Raw genomic sequence first — 16,362 nt, forward strand, 5'->3', positions numbered from 1 at the left:
GCCTCGCGGAGGCAAATAGGACCGGTTCTAAAGGTTCAAGCGATCGCCCGCGCCAGCAACACCTCAAACCCCGGCCACCCCTCCTTCGTCAGCGCAAACTTGCTGGTCGACTTGCGACCCTTGCGGTTGTCCTTGTCGCCCGACGTGAGTCCGTCGATGAAGGCAGCGCGGTCCTCGACCCAGCTGCCGCCAAGCAGCGTGACGCCGCGGGCGAACAGGGCGTCGGGCAGGCAGCCGGCGCTGGGGCCGACCATGGCGAACCAGCGGGCAGCGTGGCAGTGAGCGAGCATGCGGTCCAGCGTGTCGTTGAGCAGCAGCGTACTGGTGGACAGCACCTTGCCGCAGGCTTCGAGCGCCGCCGCGTCGGTGGTGACACGCCAACCTTCGCGCTCGCCGACGGCGCTCTCGTCCAGTTCGATCACGGTCAGCCGGGCGCCAGCGGCGACGATGCGCTCCACCAACGGACCGAACAGACCGATCATGCCGATGGCTTCGCCGGGCTGCGGGTCCATCTGGCCGATCGAATCGCTGCTGCCATCCGGCCGGTAGCCGGCGCGGTCGAACAGGCAGCGGGTGATCGCGTTGGCGCAGACGAAGCCCAGCGTGCGGTCTACGCCCTGCCCGCTCACATAGCGGCGCGCCAGTGCCAGCGCGTCGGTGCCCTTCAGCGCGTCGAGGCCGGTGCCGCTGCGCAGGCGCTCCAGCGTGTCGTCGAGCAATACGTAGGACAGGCCGATGCTGCCGTCCTCCAGTTCCAACGCGCAGAACTCGCCGCGCGCGTGACCGCTGTTGCCGTCGCGGCAGGGTTCGTCCGGCCGTGACGGCGGCAGGTGCAGCGCGCGCACGCTCGGCAGCGGCATGCGATCGGCGATGCGTTCGATCTGGGCGAGGTAGTCGGTGGCGAAGCTCATGAGGTCGGGTCGTCGGACGAAGGTTCGGGTGGCAACAGATCGGCAGGCAGCGGCTGGCCGCGTCGCAGGCCGGCGCGCACGGCGGCCGACGCGATTTCGCCGCTGACCGTGGCGTCGCGGTTCTCGGCGGTGCGCAGCGCGCCCGGAAAGTAGAGCGCGGTGAGACGGTGGGTATGTACCGGTGAATCGCTGCCGCGCGCGCCGTCGCCGTAGCGGCGCCAGTCGCGCACCGGGTGGATGTGGTCCGCCACTTCGAGGAAGCCGATGGTTTCGCGATCGCCGATCAGCACGCCCTGCACGCGCAGGCCGAGCGCGCACTTGGCGTTGTCGAGCCGCGCTACCAGATCCGGCGTGGCGCCGAATTCGCCGTCGGAAGCGATCAGCAGGTCGGCCATCTGCCAGGCCGCCTGTTCGAGACAGGCGATGGACTTTTCCAGCGGGCCGCAGATGTCGGTGCCGCCCTTGAAGCCCTGACCGAGGAAGTGGATGAGCCGACCGATGCCATCGGCGTCGACGCCGATCTGCATATCCACCACCTCGCCGGCGCCGCCGAAGGCGAACACGTGGCAGGCGCGGCCCTGCGTGTGAGCGGTGCGCACGGCTTCCAGAACGACCGCCTTGGCCACCTGACCGGCGCCGCCCTGCATCGAGCCCGAGGTGTCGACGCAGACCAGCAGCGGCCCCATCTCCAGGCGCCGGTCTGGTTGCGGATCGGGCCGCGGCCGCAGCACCGGTGCGTCGATGTGGCGCACCTCGGTCATGCGGTCGTCGTCCTCGTAGCAGAGCAGCGTCCGTTCGGCACGCCGGGCGTGCCACACCAGGCGCAGCGCCGGGTGGCCGAGCAGCACCGATTCGGCCGGCAGCATGCGGGCGATGCGGTCGGCCCGGTGCACACCGCGCGTCTCGCCCGGCATGTCGGGCACGCGCACCGTGCGCTGTTCGGTGTGGCGCGCGACCGCGCTCTCCATCACCTCGACCTGGCTGCGGCTGGCGTCGTCGCGCTCGTCGGACGGCCGCGCTCGACCGAGCCGGCGTATGCAGTCGGCCAGTTCGGGCAGCCGTTCCAGCAGGCGGCGGATGCGCAGCACCTCGCGCCAGCCTTCGGACTTCAGCAGCCCGGGCAGCAGGTCCCAGCGCGCATTCTTGCCGTCGTCCGGCAGCTTGCCGAACACCTCGATCAGCTCGTCCATCTGGCCGCGACGGTTCTGCCAGTCGGAACCGAAGGCCTCGATCGCCATACGCGTGGCCCGCGCGTCGGAGGCGCCGCGGTCGCGGTAGTCCGGGATGAAGTCGAGATGGAACAGCAGGCTCTGCACGACCACGTCGCTCAGTTCCTGACGGCCGGTGCAGTAGGCCGGCAGATCGAGTTCGGCGAAGGTTTCGCACAGCGCACCGACCAGTTCGGGCGCCGGCCAGCACCAGTCGGCGGCCGGCGGTACGCAGCCGCCGATCAGCGCGGCGCGCAGCGCGACCAGCGCCGACAGCCGCGGTTCGAGCCGGCCCTGCGCCTGCGTCAGCGCCCCCAGCCACAGCGTGCGCGGCAGCGCGTCGAGCGCAGCCAGCCGCGCCTCGCGCGACTGGAACAGCAGCGGCGCCTGCGTGTTCACGCCAGCGGCTCGTGGGCGACCGGCTCCGGCACGTCGGCGTAGCGCACGGCCTCGTCGGCCGACAGCCGCGGCAGGTTCTCGAAACCGCGGCGCGCGTCGCGCGCGCGCTCGGCCAGTTCGGCGATCAGCGCGGCAGTCGCCGCCAGGTGGGCATCGACACGGGTAAGCAGCACTTCGTCCAGCCACAGCGTGCGGGCGCGGGTGGCGGCGAGGCTGGCACGTTCGGCCGCCAGTTCTTCGGCATAGGCGGCGATGCGCGCGAGCAGGTCGTCGATCTGCGCGGTGCGTGCGGCGATGTGCGCCGGGCCGTAGCGACGGCGGCGGCTGTAACTCATGCGCAGCGCACCGGCGCCGCCCTTGGCGTCGCCGATCTCGCCGGCCAGTTCCTCGGCCTTCTCGGTACCGACTTCCGACGGCGAGAAGCGCAGCCGGCCGGATTCGTCGTAGTCGAGGTCGTTGGCGTTCTGTTCGGTTTCGAGCTGGGCCTGGAAGGCCTGCACGACGCGGGTGAGCCGCGGCGGCGCGTAAGCCTCACGCACACCGAGGCGCGCGTGCAGCCAGTCCGCGACCTCGGCCTGGCGTTCGGCGTCGGGGGCGACGCAGGCGGGCAGCAGCAGCAGGTCCCACAGCCCGACCTCGGCGCGGCCCTCGGCGGCCGCGGCCACGCGCAGCAGCCACACGGTCTTCACCCAGCGACGGTCCGACACATAGGTGCCCTGTTCCGCCAGTTGCGCGCGCAGATCGGCCAGCACGCCGACCACGCGCGCCGACAGCGCGACTGCGTGCGCCGCCAGCGACACCGCGCCGAGGTCTTCGTCGCCCAGCGCGAGCGCCTCGTCCGGCGGCGCCCATTCGTCGGCGCAGCCCGCTTCGAGCAGCGCGGCAAAGCCGTCGGCGCTGACGCGGCCGACCGGCACACGGAGCAGGAAGCGGTCGAAGAAGGCCTCGCCCACTTCGTCGTCCGGCACCTCGTTGGTGGCGCCGATGACGCTGACCAGCGGACACAGCTGGCGGCCGGCACCGTTGTCGAACTCGCGCTCGTTCAGCAGCGTCAGCAGCGCGTTCAGGATGGCGCTGTTGGCCTTGAACACCTCGTCGATGAAGGCGATGGTGGCGTCCGGCAGGAAGCCGTCGGTGTGGCGCTCGTAGCGGTCCTCTTCGAGTGCGCGGATGGACAGCGGGCCGAACAGTTCTTCGGGCACCGAAAAGCGGGTAAGCAGGCGCTCGAAGTAGCGGGCATCGCGGAAGGCGCGGTGCAGACGGCGCGCCAGTTCGCTCTTGGCGGTGCCGGGCGGGCCGATCAGCAGCGTGTGCTCGCCGGCCAGCGCGGCCAGCAGCGCCAGGCGCACGACGTGCCGGCGCTCGACCAGGCCACGCTCCAGCGTGGCGAGCAGCGCGGCCAGGCGCGACGCGAAAGGGGGTTCGACGGCGACAGCAGGTGCGGACATCTGGGTGGGTCTCCGTTGTTCAGCGCAGGATGCGGCTGGCGACCAGCGCGTGCGCGCGCTGTGCACAGGCTTCGACGTCGATTTCGTGCAGACCGTCGACGCCGACTTCGAAAATGCCCGCTTCGGTCACGATGAAATCCATCGGAATATCGTGCGGCTGCGGGTGGATGGTGGGGATGCGCGACAGTTCGAAGGCCACGCCTATCTTCAGCGGCTGCACCGCGCAGGCCGCCAGCGTGCGGTCGAAGAAACCGCCACCGTAGCCGAGACGGTAGCCGCGCGCGTCGAAACCGACCGGCGGAATCAGCAGCGCGTGCGGCTGCACGACATTGGTGTCGTCGGGCACCGGCAGGTCGTACACGCCGGGCGTGGTCGCCACACCGGGCCACCATTCGCGGAACACCAGCGGCGCCTTGCGTTCGACCACTTCGGGCAGCGCGCCGCGCGCACCCTGCACACGCAGCGAGCGCAGCAGGTGACGCGCGTCGAACTCGCCGCGGAAGGGCCAGCAGAAGCCGACCGTCATGTGCTGCAGCAGCGGAAAGCCGGCTTCGAGATAGCCGGTGATCTCGACATTGCGCGCCATGCGCTGTGCCGGCTCGACCGCCTCGCGCTCGGCCAGCAGGCGCTGCCGTTCGGCACGCCGCCAGGCGGCCAGATTGTCCGGGGTGCTCATGCGGGCATCTCCTTCCTGTGTAGACCTGTACTCACCGCACGCAGCATGACGCCGGCAAACAGCAGGATGGCCAGCGCGTGACCGGCGCCAGCGACCATCAGTGCATCATGCCGCCCGACGCCCACCGCGACAATGCGCAGCGCCAGACTGGCTGCAAGCAGCCACAGTGGCAGGCGCGCCAGGCCGGTATAGGCAGGCCGCAGTCGCAGCAGCGCCGGCAGGATGATGGGGGCGTGGCCGAACACCATGGCGAACACGAAACCGAGCAGCACCGCGTGCAGCCCGGTCGCGGCGACCGGAGCAGCGTCCACCGACAGTTCGCCATAAAGACCGAGCAGCGCGCCGACCAACAGCCACAGATAACCCACGGTCAGGCACTGGGCCGTATGACCCGCCCAGCCGGCAGCGCGCCAGGCGCGCGGCGCGATGTCCCAGCGCAGCAGCCAGACGGCCAGCAGCGCGCAGCCCGACCACAGCGCAAAGGGCAGCACGCCGCTGACGCCGAACGCGATCAGCGCGACCGCGGCGACGAACAGCCGGCGCGCCAGCGGCGGCAGGCGCACCATCTGCGTCAGCTCACGGCGCTCGCCGGCGATGGTGAGTACGAGGAAGCCGACGCCACCGCGGGTCAACGCACCAAGATCGCCGTGCAGCATCCACAGCAGCACGCCGACCAGCCAACACGCAGCGCCGCCCGCTTCGACCAGCAGATGCAGCGACCAGGCGCGGGTGGCGCCCGCATAGATATAGAGGGCGACAAGGCCGGCCGCAGCGGCCGCCCAGCAGACCTGGGCCAGCGGCAGCAACACCGGCACCTGCGCCAGCACGCCGCCAACGCCAGCCAGCAACGGCGCCAGCAGCCCGGGCAGTCGCTGCAGCGCGACCGCGCGCTCGAGCGCAATCAAGGTGCCGAAGAAGGCACACAGCATCAGCGCGCCATGCACCGGCGCCGGCATCAGAGGCAGCGGCAAGCCGAGGCGCGCCAGACCGCCGGTCATGCCGGACAGCAACGCGAACGCCGCCAGCAGCGCGCAGGCGGCGACCGCCCTGCCCCACAGCGGCGAGCGCGCCGGTTTCATCCCAGCCGCACCGCGTGACCGTGGCGGTCCACCGGCATCAGGCCGTCGAGCCGGCCGGCCTTGACCGACTCGACCATGCGGTCGAGCGCGCGGTCGACGTCGGCCGCCGTCGGTGGCTGGCCGTCGCGGCCGGACAGCGCAGCGACGAAGGCAATGGACCAGTCCGGCGCGAACAGCTGCGACTCTTCGATCAGCGTGGCGAAGTCCTGCAGTTCGTGCGGCGACTTGTCGACGCAGACCTGAGGCACCAGCGCCCCGCCCTGCCCCGCCTCGAAGCGTGCGCGCTCGGCCGCGGTGGCACCGTCCGGCAGTTCGGCGCGGGCGAACACCAGCAGCAGGCGCTGCGGTTCCGGTTGCTGGCGTGCGGCGGCGAGCAGGTCGTCAAAGGTGGAAATCTGCATGCGGAAGGCTCCGTGGATGATCGGGGTTCTTACCAGCCGAAGCGTAGCTGCAATGCCGGACTCATGCGGCCCGGATGCCACTCGGTGTCCCAGTCGAACTCGACATGCACCACCCAGCCGGGCGGGCAGGCGGCGCGCAGTGCAGCGGTCGCGTCCTCGATCAGCACCTCGCCCATCGGGCAGGTCGCGCTGGTGGGAATGAGCACGACGTCGACGCGGCCGTCCCCGATGTCGATGTGCTTGAGCAGGCCGAGGTCGACGATGCTCTCCGCCAGCTCCGGGTCGGGCACCGTGTGCAGAGCGGCGCGCAAGGCGTCAATGGTCGGGATGTTCGCGGTCATGAAACTCTCCTGAGCGGCGCGACGCTGCCCGGCGACTGCGCCAGCAGATCGGCCAGCGTATGACCGTCGAGGTGAGCGAGAAAGGCCTGCAACGCACCATCGACGATGGCGGTGAGCCGGCAGCGTCCTTCGAGCGTGCAGCCGGTACGCGGCGTGTCGGTCAGACATTCGACCAGCCGGAAATCCGGCTCGACGCTGCGCACGACCGCACCGAGGCGGATGTCGGCGGGCGGCTGTGCCAGCCGCATGCCGCCGCCCTTGCCGCGTACCGTGTCGAGCCAGCCGGCAAGCGCGAGCTGGTGCGTCACCTTCATCAGATGCGCTTCGGAAATGCCGTAGGCCTGCGCCACCTCGGCGATGGTGCACAGCCGCTCCGGGTGCTGCCCCACGTGCATCAGCAGGCGCAGCGCGTAATCGGTCATCGTCGTGAGGCGCATGTTCAGCTCCTGCGAGGCGTGATGGAAACCGGCTGCGCGGCCGGCCCGCCACGGTCCGGCCGCGGCCGGATCATCATCGGGAAGAAGCGCCACAGATAGAGCGCGAAGGCGAGCGCCCACACGGTCGCGGCGAGATGAAGCAGATGCACCGACGCGGCCGACGGGTGCAGTGCGGCCAGCCGCAGCACGACGGCGGCGATCACCAGCGCGTAGGCGGCGACCATGCTGCGGTCGGTATCGAGCGGACGGCCGAGGTGGCCGAGTGCGGTACGCGTGATCATGCCGATGATGAGCACCGAAAAGCCGCCCATCGCAATCACATGCACGTGCAGCACCGCCGGCAGCCCGGCACCGGCAGCGTGTGCTGCCGCCAGCAGCAGACCGGCGCCGAGCGACACGTAGCCGACGTACAGAATCCACAGCAGCGGCTTGTGCAGCACGCGCCACGGCTTCCAGCTCGCCCATTGCACCAGCGCGATGCCGCCCGCCGCGGCCAGCGCGGCCGCCTGCACCAGCGGCCAGCCGGCGAGCAGACCGAGCACCGCCAGCGCACTCGCAATCAGCTGCGCCATGCCGCTTTTCAGATGGGTGGGCACGGTCAGGCCAGGCACTGCGCGCATGGCGAAAAAGGGAATGACGCGCCGCGCGACCAGCAGCGTGAGCAGCGCCATCACCAGCAGGCCCGCGTTGAAGTGCTGCATCAGCATCGCGTAGTCGCCGGCGCGGGCGGCGATCAGGAAGGCGGCGTCGGTCGCGCCGAGCGCGAGCAGCATGAAGGGCACGGCATAGTTGCGGGTATTGCGCGACAGCAGCACTGAGCGCCCGAGCGCCGCGGCAGCCAGCGCGAAGAAGGCGACGTCGGCCAGCGCGCCGACCAGGAAGGCAGCGTCGCCCGGCAGCAGGAAGGCGGCGCGCGCCACCATCCATGGCAGGCACAGCGCGGCCAGCGCGCGACCTTCGAGTGGGTTGATGCCGGTCCAGGCGCCGCCGGCGGTCATCAGGAAGCCGACCGCGATCGTCGCGACGAAGCCCCACAGCATTTCATGCGCGTGCCAGGCCAGGCCGCCCAGCGTGCCGCCCGCCAGCTGCGGCGCGAATATCCACAGCGCCACGGCAAGCAGCGCCCACAGGGCACCGGCGAGGTAGAGCGGGCGGAAGCCCATTTCGAGGAAGGCGTCGAACGAAGGCGCGTGCGCCGGGCCGGTCGCCGGTTCGTCAATGGAAAGCAGGATGGCCATGTTCGCGGTCCGTCAGGTTGACGGCTGCAAACATATATCCTCGATAGACCTTAAGACTTGACGCAGGACAAGCCGGGCGTCTGCGTCCAGCAGAAAGGCCGGAATCAGCGGCCGGTCGAATCCTGCTCGCTGCGGATGACCTCGCCTTCGATGACGCGGCCGCCGCTGGCCGGCACGTCGCCGAAGGGCGTCTGCATCGGGTTGTCCATCTGTTCGCGCATGCGCCGACGCAGTTCGCGCGTCTTCCACCACATCCATCCCCAGAACAGCAACCCGCCCACCACCGCCACGGCGACGATCACCACCGAGAACATGAGGCCGAGCACCAGCAGGCCGCCAGCGGCAATGACCGCGAACAGCTTGCCGAAGAAGCCCTTGGGTTGGATGTGGAGGTGCCGGCCGTGCAGGCGCCGGGAGGATGGATCGGTGTACATGCGTGGGCGCCCCTGTCTGTGCGAACTGTCGATATGAGGGTGACCGCAGGCGCTTGCAAGGGTTCGCCGGGATGGCACGAAGGACCGTGTCAGGAGCCCTGTCGCGGCCAGGGCCGCGCCCACGGGGGACCATGCGCCAGACCCGAAGCCTGAGCCGGAGCCGAGGTTCTGTGGGAGGGGTCTTCTGACCCGACAGCAGCCTGTATCGAAGCCCGCGGACTGTGCGGCGGCCGCACCGACGGGCGGTGCGCGCGAGCGGCCGCTGAAGCGGTGTTCCTGAGGGAGCGAGCGTGCTCGCGATGAAAGCCTGAACCGGAGCCTGCAGCCGGAGGGCCGCGACTACAGCCGCCGGTGCGGCTGTTCGACCAGATTCTGGTAGACGTAGCTTTTCAGGAACACCGACGTCTGCGCGTTGATGTCGTCGAATTCGACGCCATAGGCGGGCTCGCCGGTGTCGGGTACTTCGTGGCGATTGCGGATGTGGCCGCTGACGACGACGCGGGTGCGCACCTTGTGGATGTCGAGGATCAACTCCAGCGACACCTTGTCGCCGACCTCGCGGCCCGGTTGCCAGACACGCACTTCGGCGCCGGTGGCACTGAGGTTGGTCACCACCGTGGGCACCGGCTCGTCGGTGTCCATCACGCGGGCACTGATCGAGGTGGCGATGCGCTCGGCGTTGCGGATCTGCCGCATCGAAATGCGGCGCGGGAATTCGAGGTGCAGGTATTCGAAGGGGCGCACCGAACGCTTGCCGACGACGGTGGTGAAACCATAGGCATGGCGCCCGGAAAAGGCGCGCACGCCTATCGTGTCGCCCTCTATCGGGGGGCCGGCCCAGGGGCGCGTGTCGGGCATGGTCACCAGCACGCTCAGGTCGTTCACCCAGCCGATCAGCTTGACCACGCCCGGCTGGTCGCCGAGCTTGGCCGGCGGTTCGATCACCATGCGGTCACCGACCTTGAGGCCGATGTCCTTGAACAGCACGTCCTGGAGTGTGGTCGCAGCATCGCCGGTCTTCACGGCGTCTTCGATGGGGCTGGCGGCTCTGGTATTCATTGTCGTTCCGACACGGCGTAAGGCGTTGATCGGCTACCCGAAACGGGTTTAACGATTCATCCGCGTGGAACTGAAGGGGCCGGAGGCCGTCGGCGCAAAAAATTTTTACATTTCACGCGCCGACCGGCCACCGCGTTCAGAGCAGGTGCTTTGCCGCCTCCAGACCCTTCTGCGCGCACTCCTCGTCCTCTGCCTCGCTGCCACCGCTGACGCCGACACCACCGATGTGCACGCCCTTCGAGGTCATGATGGGCAGGCCGCCGATGATGGAGGTGGTGCGCGGCAGCACTTCCGCGCCCGGAATGCCCTTGGCCAGTTCGCGGAACTGGCGCGTGGACACCGGCAGGCTAGCCGAGGTGTCGGCCTTCAGCTGTGCAACCTGCACGCTGATAAGGATGCTGCCGTCCATCCGGCTGAAGTACTTCGGATTGCCGGCGGTGTCATGTACCGCAGTGATCATCCGCCAGCCCTTGCCGGCGGCGTACTTCTCGCAGCCTTCGGCGATCGCCTTGGCGGTGGCCAGGTCGAGCGCCGGCTGTACGGTCTGGGCGTAGGCGCCGCCGGCCACGAGGGCGAAGGCGAGCGCTGCGGCGATGCGTGTTTTCATATCGTGTTCTCCTTGTTGTGGTGTGACAGGCTCAGAACCAGTTTTCGTCATCGGCCGCGGCGGCCTTCTTGTCGGCGACCTGCACGCGCTTCGCCTCCTCGCGCAGGAAGGCGATGATCTGGCGGATCTCTTCCGGCTTCAGTGCCGGGCCGAAACCGCCCATCTGGGTGTTCGGCCGACCTTCGGAAATGATCTTGAACATGTAGTCGTCGGAATTCGCGCCGCCCGGGCCCCAGGCGCCTTTCACGAGCTGCGGGCCCTTGCCGCCCTTGCCGCGCGAGTTGTGGCATTGCTGGCAGTTGCGACCGAACAGTTCCTCGCCAGCGCTGGCGTCGCTGGCCGCAGGCGCACCGCCGCCGGGGCCTCCTGGGCCGAAGGCCGACACCGGGGTGACGCCGAGCGTCAGCGTGAGCGCGATGGCATACCGCGCGGCCGCGCGTGTCAGGGGGTAGGTCATGAAATGTGCTCCATCGGAAATGCGACAGGTCCGGCCGCGACAGGCGCAGCCGGACGGTGGATCAGAACCAGAGGTCGTCCTCGGCGCCGGCCTTGGCCTTTTCGGCCGCCTTGACGCGCTTGGCCTCCTCGCGCAGGAAGGCGACGATCTGCCAGATCTCCTGCTGCGTCAGCGCCGGGCCGAAGCCGCCCATCTGCGTGTTCGGGCGGCCGTTGGCGATGATTCCGTACATGTAGCCGTCGGTATTGGCACCGCCCGGTCCCCAGGCGCCCTTCACCAGTTGCGGGCCCTTGCCGCCCTTGCCGCGCGAGTTGTGACACTGCTGACAGTTGCGGCCGAACAGCTCTTCGCCCGCTTTCGCAGCGTCCGGGTCGTTGGCCAGCGGATTGGTGGCCGGGATGGCTTCGTCGGCCTGCGCACCGGCGATCAGGCCGGCGAGCAGCAGGCTCGCTGCGGTGACACGAAACATCTGCAACTCCATTCGAATGCGGTGGCGCCGGCGGCGGGCCGCCAGCGCCGGTGGATCACGGGAAGCCGGCCCGGCGCGCGAGGGCGTCCAGCGTGCCGTCGGCCTTGAGCGCTGCCAGTGCGTCGTTTACCGCGCCGCCGAGCGCCGCATCGGCGCGCCGGCTGGCGATGACGAAGCGGGTGGTCAGCGACGGTTCGGTCAGCACCTGGCGCACGCCGATACCGTCCGGCGGCGGGGTCTCGGCCAGGCGGCCGGCCCACACCAGCGCCGCAGCGATCTCGCCGCGTGCCAGCGCCTCCATCAGTTGCCGGTGATTGCCGTAGGGCGTGCGGTTGTAGCCACCGGCCAGCAGGTGCAGGTCGGCCGGCGTCGCGGTGACGGCGCCGACCCTGGCCTTGCCCAGATCGGACAGCGACTTCACCTTGCCTGCCGTCGGCGCGACCAGCACGTAGCCGACCGACACATAGGGCGTCGAGGCGACCAGGCCACGTTCGGCCAGGTCCTCACCACCACCCTCGGTTTCCGGCAGGCCGACGAACAGGTCGCAGGCGCCGGCCTGTATCGACTGCTTCAGTGCGCGCCCCATGCCGCCGCGCGACGGCACGACGATCCAGTTCAGCTTCAGTTCTCGACCGAGCTTCGCCGACAGCGCCTGCACGACCTCGACGTCGAGGCCGCGAGCGCCGCCGCTGCTGGACGAGAACGGTTCGTTGCCGTCGACCACGCAGGCGGTAAGCGGGGCGGCCGACACGATGGAAGACAGCGCCAGCGCGAACGCGCAGGCGGCGGTGCGGAATGCGGTGGACTTCGTCATGGCGATGCGGAGCGCCCTTGCGGGCGCCCCGGCTCCATTACTCGGCGAGGCCGAAGATCATCATGCCGCCACCGCGGTTCTGGTGCTTGAACAGCTCGTCATACACCAGCGGCCACAGGCTGCCGCCGCCCGGGCCATACACGATGGCCACGTACTGCTTGCCATCCACGGTGAAGGTGGTCGGGTTGCCGTGGATGCCAGTGCCGACGTTGAAGCGCCACAGCGCCTCGCCGGTGTCGTCGCGCATCGCGTGGAACCAGCCCTCGGCGTCGCCTGCAAACACCACACCACCGGCGGTCGCCAGCATGCCGCTGGTGGCCGGCGTGCTCTGCGGACGCTGCCACACCAGTTCGCCGGTGGTGGCGTTGAACGCCTTGATGCCGCCGGTGTAGGGGTTGGCCTTCAGCACCTTGGACGACAGGAACCACTCACCCTTCTTCCATTCCATCTTCTTGGCCTGGATGTCCATCGAGCTGTCGATGTAGGGCACGTAGAGCAGCTTGGTCTGCGGGCTGTAGGCCGCCGGGTGCCATTCCTTGCCGCCGTCGAGAATCGGCGCGATGTCCTTCACCACCTTGTCGTAACCCGGCACCTTGTCCGGATTCACGATGGGCCGGCAGTTGTCGCCCCAGCTCTTGACCCAGTTCACACGCGCAATCGGCACCACCCAGTTGCATTTGCCGGTCGTGCGGTCGATCGAGTACAGGTGACCGTTGCGGTCGCCGTGCAGCCACACCTTGCGGCCCTTCTCGTCGTCCACCAGGATGGTTTCGTTGTTGCCGTCGTAGTCCCAGGCGTCGTTCGGCGTGTACTGGAAGTGCGTCTTGATCTTGCCGGTACGCGCATCCATGATCAGCGTCGAGTTGCTGTACAGGTTGTCGCCCTTGCGCACGCTCGGATCGAAGTCCGGCGTCGGGTTGCCGACGCCCCAGTAGATGGTGTTGGTCTTCGCTTCGTAGTTGCCGGTCAGCCAGGCCGACGAGCCACCGGTGCGCCACGAGTCGTTGGCCCAGGTCTTGGCGTTCGGGTCGTTGGCGTCGACCGGACGGGTCAGCGTCTGCCAGACGATCTCACCGGTGTCCGGGTCGAGCGCGGTGATCTTGCCGACGTTGCCGCCGACGTCGCCACCCGAGTTGCCGACCACGATCTTGCCGTCGGCCACCAGCGGCATCGAGGTGTAGATCTCGCCGGTCGTGTAGTCGCCCAGCTTCTTCTCCCACACCACCTTGCCGGTCGTGTTGTTCAGCGCGACGACGTGAGTGTCCAGCGTCGCCATGTAGACCATGTCCTTGTACACGGCCACGCCGCGGTTCACTGCCTCGCAGCACAGGCGCGGGCCGAGGTCGCCAGGCAGCGAGCGCTCGTACTTCCAGATCATGCGGCCGGTCAGGCCATCGATCGAGAAGACCTTGTTCTGGCTGGCCGTCACGTAGATGCGGCCATTCACCACCGTGGTCTGGCTGTCCTGCGCATCATTGACGCCGAAGGACAGGTTCCACTTCGGCACCAGCTTCTTCACGTTGTCCTGGGTCACCTGACGCAGTTGCGAGAAGCGCGTGCCCTGGTAGTCCTTGCCGTAATGCAGCCAGTTGTTGGCGTCCTTGTCGGCGTGGATCAGCATGTCGTCGCTGACGTAGTTCGGACGCCACTTGAAAGTGGCTTCGAGCACGTTGATGCCGAGCGGGGGTTCCGGATCCTCGGCATGGACGACCATCGGGGCGATCAGCAGCGCTGCCAGCAGACTCCCTGCAACCGAACTCAATGCGCCGGGCCGCCGTGCGCGGCCGTTGTGCTTGTTCATCAGGCTTCCTCCGTTGTTGTGGATGCGCATGCCCGGTCACCGGCCCGGTTTTTATCGGCCGGTACCTGCGGAACATCCTGCGTTCCGATGACACACGCAGGCATACGCCTGCAGCATTCGTGCCACTGAGGCGGTGTCGGATCGGTTGCGGCGGAAATCGGGAACAGGCGGCGCTATCCGGCGAACGGGATGCCGACCCGCCGTTTGCAGGAGGTCGTCCCTGAGACAGTCGGAGGCGGGCGGATGAGACAGCTGTCTCGGAAAAACTGCGCTACAAATGTCGCAGCAGGGCGATCTTCGAGAGGGTTCGACCCGCGCCGGTGATGACGCGCGGCGCCCCGGCGCGCGCCTTCAGCGCCCCTCAAACTTCGGCGTGCGCCGTGCGATGAAGGCGGTCACCGCCTCGGCGAAATCCTGGGTCGCGGCGCAGCGGCCGAAGGCGACGGCTTCGTCGGCCAGTTGCTGCGCCAGCGGCTGACCCGACGTATTCAGAAGTCGCTTGATTTCCGCCCAGCCGTGGCGCGGCCCGCTCGCCAGCCGTTCGACCTCGGCTTCGACCGCGTCGTCGAACTCCGCCACCGTCACCACGCGCTCGACCAGCCCCAGCGCCTTCGCCTCGTGCGCGTCGAAGCGGCGCGCGCTCCACATCAGCTCGCGCGCCCGGCGCTCACCCAGTGCGCGCACCAGGAAGTGCGACTGACCGCCAGCCCCCGGTTGCGCCAGCCCGATGCCGGCGGTGCTGAACACCGCGTCTTCGGCCGCGATGGCGATGTCGGACGCCAGCATCAGTGACAGCCCGTAGCCGACACAGTCGCCGCGCACCGCGGCCACCACCGGCTGGTGTGCATGACGCAGCGCGAGGATGACCGGATTGACCCAGTTCTCGACCAGCGCGCGAAAGGTGGCCAGACGCGCCGGCGCATCCAGCGGCAGACTCTGCGAAAACTCGTGCACGTCACCGCCGGTACTGAAGCTCGCCCCGTCGCCGCGCAGCAGCAGCACGCGGCACTCGGGGTCGGGCAGCACCCGCTCGACCGCCTCGCGCAATGACTGCATCATCGCCGTCGTATAGGCATTGCGCCGCGACGGCCGCGACATGGTGAGCGTCGCGACGCCACGTTCGAGCGAGCTCAGGATGTGGCCGGAATCGTTCGATTTCATCTGCAGCACGGTCTCAAGTACGAAGGCGCGAGCTTATACCGCCGGCAGCGCAACGCGTCCTGTGGGAGCGAGCATGCTCGCGATGGCAGCGTCAACCGAAGTCCGCGGCCAGGGCCGCTCCCACAGAATCATCCACTCGGGTCGTTGCCGAAGCCTCCTGTGGGAGCGGCCTTGGCCGCGACTGGGCTTGTGTTCCGGTGCCGGCGCTGTTCCGCTCACACCTTCTCGAATATGCCGGCCGCACCCATGCCGGTGCCGATGCACATGGTCACCATGCCGGTGCGCGCTTCACCGCGCTGCATCGCCGCGATGACGGTGGCGGTGCGGATGGCGCCGGTGGCTCCCAGCGGGTGGCCGAGCGCGATTGCGCCGCCGAGCGGGTTCACCTTCGCCGGATCGAGATCCAGCGTGCGGATGACGGCCAGCGCCTGAGCGGCGAACGCCTCGTTCAGTTCGATCCAGTCGATATCGGCCTGCGCCATGCCGGCCTGCGTCAGCGCGCGTGGAATCGCCTCGACCGGGCCGATGCCCATGATTTCCGGCGGCACGCCGGCCACCGCGAAGCTGCGGAAGCGCGCGATCGGCGTCGCCCCGGTGCGCTGTACCGCCGCCTCCGACATCAGCAGCACCGCCGCCGCGCCATCCGACATCTGCGAGCTGTTGCCGGCAGTGACCGAGCCGCGCGCGGCGAACGCCGGGCGCAGCTTCGCCAGCCCCTCGGCGCTCGAATCGGCGCGCGGACCTTCGTCGGTATCGAACACGCGTTCGACGATGCGCACCGTGTTGCTCGCCAGGTCCGGCAGATGGCTGCGCACGGTGTAGGGCAGGATTTCACCGGCGAAGCGGCCGGCGGCGATCGCCGCCAGCGCCTTCTGGTGGGACGCGAGCGCGAAGGCGTCCTGGTCCTCGCGCGACACCGCGTACTTGTGCGCCACCTTCTCGGCCGTCAGGCCCATGCCGTAGGCGATGGCGACGTTCTCCGGTGACTCGAAGGCACGCGGATTCACCGTCACCTTGTTGCCCATCATGGTCGGCATCACCGTCATCGATTCGGTGCCGGCACCGATGGCGATATCGCACTGGCCGGTCATGATCTTCAGCGCCGCGTCGGCCACCGCATTGAGGCCGCTGGCACAGAAGCGGTTCACGGTGACGCCCGGCACCGACACCGGGAAGCCGGCGAGCAGCAGGCCGATGCGCGCGACGTTCATGCCCTGCTCGGCTTCCGGCATCGCGCAGCCGACCACCACGTCGCCGATGTCGTTCAGGTCGAATGCGGGCACCGCGTCGACCACGCCGCGCAGCGCGTACGCCAGCATGTCGTCCGGTCGCACGTGGCGGAAGGCACCACCCTTCTTCGCGACCGCCGTGCGCTTCGCGGCGACGATGTAGGCATCCTGTATCTGTTTCATCGCGAATCTC

18 protein-coding genes are annotated in these 16,362 nt (G+C 69.1%); all 18 read right to left on the reverse strand.

Annotated elements, in window-relative coordinates; translation table 11 throughout:
- Positions 1 to 35: 35 nt before the first annotated feature.
- A complete protein-coding gene (locus tag WDZ97_RS11625; RefSeq protein ID WP_425762842.1) occupies positions 36 to 911 on the reverse strand; it encodes a Rossmann-like domain-containing protein in 876 nt (291 codons plus the stop codon).
- Complete coding sequence (locus tag WDZ97_RS11630; RefSeq protein ID WP_425762843.1) at positions 908 to 2,518, reverse strand: VWA domain-containing protein; 1,611 nt, start codon at positions 2,516 to 2,518, stop codon at positions 908 to 910. The genes WDZ97_RS11625 and WDZ97_RS11630 overlap by 4 nt, the downstream gene beginning before the upstream one ends.
- Positions 2,515 to 3,966: an AAA family ATPase gene (locus tag WDZ97_RS11635; protein WP_425762845.1), complete on the reverse strand. Its 1,452-nt coding sequence runs from the start codon at positions 3,964 to 3,966 to the stop codon at positions 2,515 to 2,517. The genes WDZ97_RS11630 and WDZ97_RS11635 overlap by 4 nt, the downstream gene beginning before the upstream one ends.
- A 19-nt stretch (positions 3,967 to 3,985) precedes the next feature.
- Positions 3,986 to 4,642, reverse strand: a complete 657-nt coding sequence (locus WDZ97_RS11640; RefSeq protein ID WP_425762846.1) for a 5-formyltetrahydrofolate cyclo-ligase — start codon at positions 4,640 to 4,642, stop codon at positions 3,986 to 3,988.
- Positions 4,639 to 5,721, reverse strand: coding sequence for a hypothetical protein (locus tag WDZ97_RS11645; RefSeq protein ID WP_425762847.1), 1,083 nt, complete (start codon positions 5,719 to 5,721; stop codon positions 4,639 to 4,641). Before WDZ97_RS11645 ends, WDZ97_RS11640 begins: the two co-directional genes overlap by 4 nt.
- On the reverse strand, positions 5,718 to 6,122 hold the full coding sequence (locus WDZ97_RS11650) for a ribonucleotide reductase subunit alpha (RefSeq protein ID WP_425762848.1): 405 nt from the start codon (positions 6,120 to 6,122) through the stop codon (positions 5,718 to 5,720). The genes WDZ97_RS11645 and WDZ97_RS11650 overlap by 4 nt, the downstream gene beginning before the upstream one ends.
- Before the next feature lie 29 nt (positions 6,123 to 6,151).
- Positions 6,152 to 6,463 carry a metal-sulfur cluster assembly factor gene (locus WDZ97_RS11655; RefSeq protein WP_304001078.1) on the reverse strand — a complete coding sequence of 104 codons (312 nt, stop codon included), beginning with the start codon at positions 6,461 to 6,463 and terminating at the stop codon, positions 6,152 to 6,154.
- Entirely contained in the window at positions 6,460 to 6,900 is a 441-nt protein-coding gene (locus WDZ97_RS11660; protein ID WP_020163478.1) for an RrF2 family transcriptional regulator, read from the reverse strand. The genes WDZ97_RS11655 and WDZ97_RS11660 overlap by 4 nt, the downstream gene beginning before the upstream one ends.
- Positions 6,901 to 6,902: 2 nt before the next feature.
- Entirely contained in the window at positions 6,903 to 8,138 is a 1,236-nt protein-coding gene (locus WDZ97_RS11665) for an NnrS family protein (RefSeq protein WP_425762849.1), read from the reverse strand.
- A gap of 104 nt (positions 8,139 to 8,242) precedes the next feature.
- The gene (locus WDZ97_RS11670) at positions 8,243 to 8,572 is read right to left on the reverse strand and encodes a hypothetical protein (protein WP_425762850.1); all 330 of its coding nucleotides are present in this window, start codon (positions 8,570 to 8,572) and stop codon (positions 8,243 to 8,245) included.
- Positions 8,573 to 8,911: 339 nt separating this feature from the next.
- Positions 8,912 to 9,631, reverse strand: coding sequence for a flagellar brake protein (locus WDZ97_RS11675; RefSeq protein ID WP_304001081.1), 720 nt, complete (start codon positions 9,629 to 9,631; stop codon positions 8,912 to 8,914).
- Between the two features lie 136 nt (positions 9,632 to 9,767).
- Positions 9,768 to 10,238: a GlcG/HbpS family heme-binding protein gene (locus tag WDZ97_RS11680; protein ID WP_425762851.1), complete on the reverse strand. Its 471-nt coding sequence runs from the start codon at positions 10,236 to 10,238 to the stop codon at positions 9,768 to 9,770.
- A gap of 31 nt (positions 10,239 to 10,269) precedes the next feature.
- Positions 10,270 to 10,695, reverse strand: coding sequence for a c-type cytochrome (locus tag WDZ97_RS11685; protein WP_304001083.1), 426 nt, complete (start codon positions 10,693 to 10,695; stop codon positions 10,270 to 10,272).
- 61 nt (positions 10,696 to 10,756) lie between these two features.
- Positions 10,757 to 11,164, reverse strand: a complete 408-nt coding sequence (locus WDZ97_RS11690) for a c-type cytochrome (protein ID WP_304001084.1) — start codon at positions 11,162 to 11,164, stop codon at positions 10,757 to 10,759.
- Positions 11,165 to 11,219: 55 nt separating this feature from the next.
- Positions 11,220 to 11,978, reverse strand: coding sequence for a substrate-binding periplasmic protein (locus tag WDZ97_RS11695; RefSeq protein WP_425762852.1), 759 nt, complete (start codon positions 11,976 to 11,978; stop codon positions 11,220 to 11,222).
- 37 nt (positions 11,979 to 12,015) lie between these two features.
- Positions 12,016 to 13,779 carry a PQQ-dependent dehydrogenase, methanol/ethanol family gene (locus WDZ97_RS11700; RefSeq protein ID WP_425762853.1) on the reverse strand — a complete coding sequence of 588 codons (1,764 nt, stop codon included), beginning with the start codon at positions 13,777 to 13,779 and terminating at the stop codon, positions 12,016 to 12,018.
- A gap of 351 nt (positions 13,780 to 14,130) precedes the next feature.
- Positions 14,131 to 14,940, reverse strand: coding sequence for an enoyl-CoA hydratase/isomerase family protein (locus tag WDZ97_RS11705; RefSeq protein WP_425762854.1), 810 nt, complete (start codon positions 14,938 to 14,940; stop codon positions 14,131 to 14,133).
- A 215-nt stretch (positions 14,941 to 15,155) separates the two neighbouring features.
- Complete coding sequence (locus WDZ97_RS11710; protein ID WP_425762855.1) at positions 15,156 to 16,352, reverse strand: acetyl-CoA C-acyltransferase; 1,197 nt, start codon at positions 16,350 to 16,352, stop codon at positions 15,156 to 15,158.
- Between the last annotated feature and the right edge of the window lie 10 nt (positions 16,353 to 16,362).

It is taken from the genome of Methyloversatilis sp. MC4-4 (assembly GCF_049843555.1).
GTDB classification, from domain to species: Bacteria; Pseudomonadota; Gammaproteobacteria; order Burkholderiales; family Rhodocyclaceae; genus Methyloversatilis; species Methyloversatilis discipulorum_B.

Bases quoted from the DNA above. Each gene is read 5' to 3' on its own strand.
- WDZ97_RS11625 (WP_425762842.1), bottom strand. From the start codon at position 911: ATGAGCTTCGCCACCGACTACCTCGCCCAGATCGAACGCATCGCCGAT.
- WDZ97_RS11635 (WP_425762845.1), bottom strand. From the start codon at position 3,966: ATGTCCGCACCTGCTGTCGCCGTCGAACCCCCTTTCGCGTCGCGCCTG.
- WDZ97_RS11640 (WP_425762846.1), bottom strand. From the start codon at position 4,642: ATGAGCACCCCGGACAATCTGGCCGCCTGGCGGCGTGCCGAACGGCAG.
- WDZ97_RS11645 (WP_425762847.1), bottom strand. From the start codon at position 5,721: ATGAAACCGGCGCGCTCGCCGCTGTGGGGCAGGGCGGTCGCCGCCTGC.
- WDZ97_RS11650 (WP_425762848.1), bottom strand. From the start codon at position 6,122: ATGCAGATTTCCACCTTTGACGACCTGCTCGCCGCCGCACGCCAGCAA.
- WDZ97_RS11655 (WP_304001078.1), bottom strand. From the start codon at position 6,463: ATGACCGCGAACATCCCGACCATTGACGCCTTGCGCGCCGCTCTGCAC.
- WDZ97_RS11660 (WP_020163478.1), bottom strand. From the start codon at position 6,900: ATGCGCCTCACGACGATGACCGATTACGCGCTGCGCCTGCTGATGCAC.
- WDZ97_RS11665 (WP_425762849.1), bottom strand. From the start codon at position 8,138: ATGGCCATCCTGCTTTCCATTGACGAACCGGCGACCGGCCCGGCGCAC.
- WDZ97_RS11670 (WP_425762850.1), bottom strand. From the start codon at position 8,572: ATGTACACCGATCCATCCTCCCGGCGCCTGCACGGCCGGCACCTCCAC.
- WDZ97_RS11675 (WP_304001081.1), bottom strand. From the start codon at position 9,631: ATGAATACCAGAGCCGCCAGCCCCATCGAAGACGCCGTGAAGACCGGC.
- WDZ97_RS11680 (WP_425762851.1), bottom strand. From the start codon at position 10,238: ATGAAAACACGCATCGCCGCAGCGCTCGCCTTCGCCCTCGTGGCCGGC.
- WDZ97_RS11685 (WP_304001083.1), bottom strand. From the start codon at position 10,695: ATGACCTACCCCCTGACACGCGCGGCCGCGCGGTATGCCATCGCGCTC.
- WDZ97_RS11690 (WP_304001084.1), bottom strand. From the start codon at position 11,164: ATGTTTCGTGTCACCGCAGCGAGCCTGCTGCTCGCCGGCCTGATCGCC.
- WDZ97_RS11695 (WP_425762852.1), bottom strand. From the start codon at position 11,978: ATGACGAAGTCCACCGCATTCCGCACCGCCGCCTGCGCGTTCGCGCTG.
- WDZ97_RS11700 (WP_425762853.1), bottom strand. From the start codon at position 13,779: ATGAACAAGCACAACGGCCGCGCACGGCGGCCCGGCGCATTGAGTTCG.
- WDZ97_RS11705 (WP_425762854.1), bottom strand. From the start codon at position 14,940: ATGAAATCGAACGATTCCGGCCACATCCTGAGCTCGCTCGAACGTGGC.
- WDZ97_RS11710 (WP_425762855.1), bottom strand. From the start codon at position 16,352: ATGAAACAGATACAGGATGCCTACATCGTCGCCGCGAAGCGCACGGCG.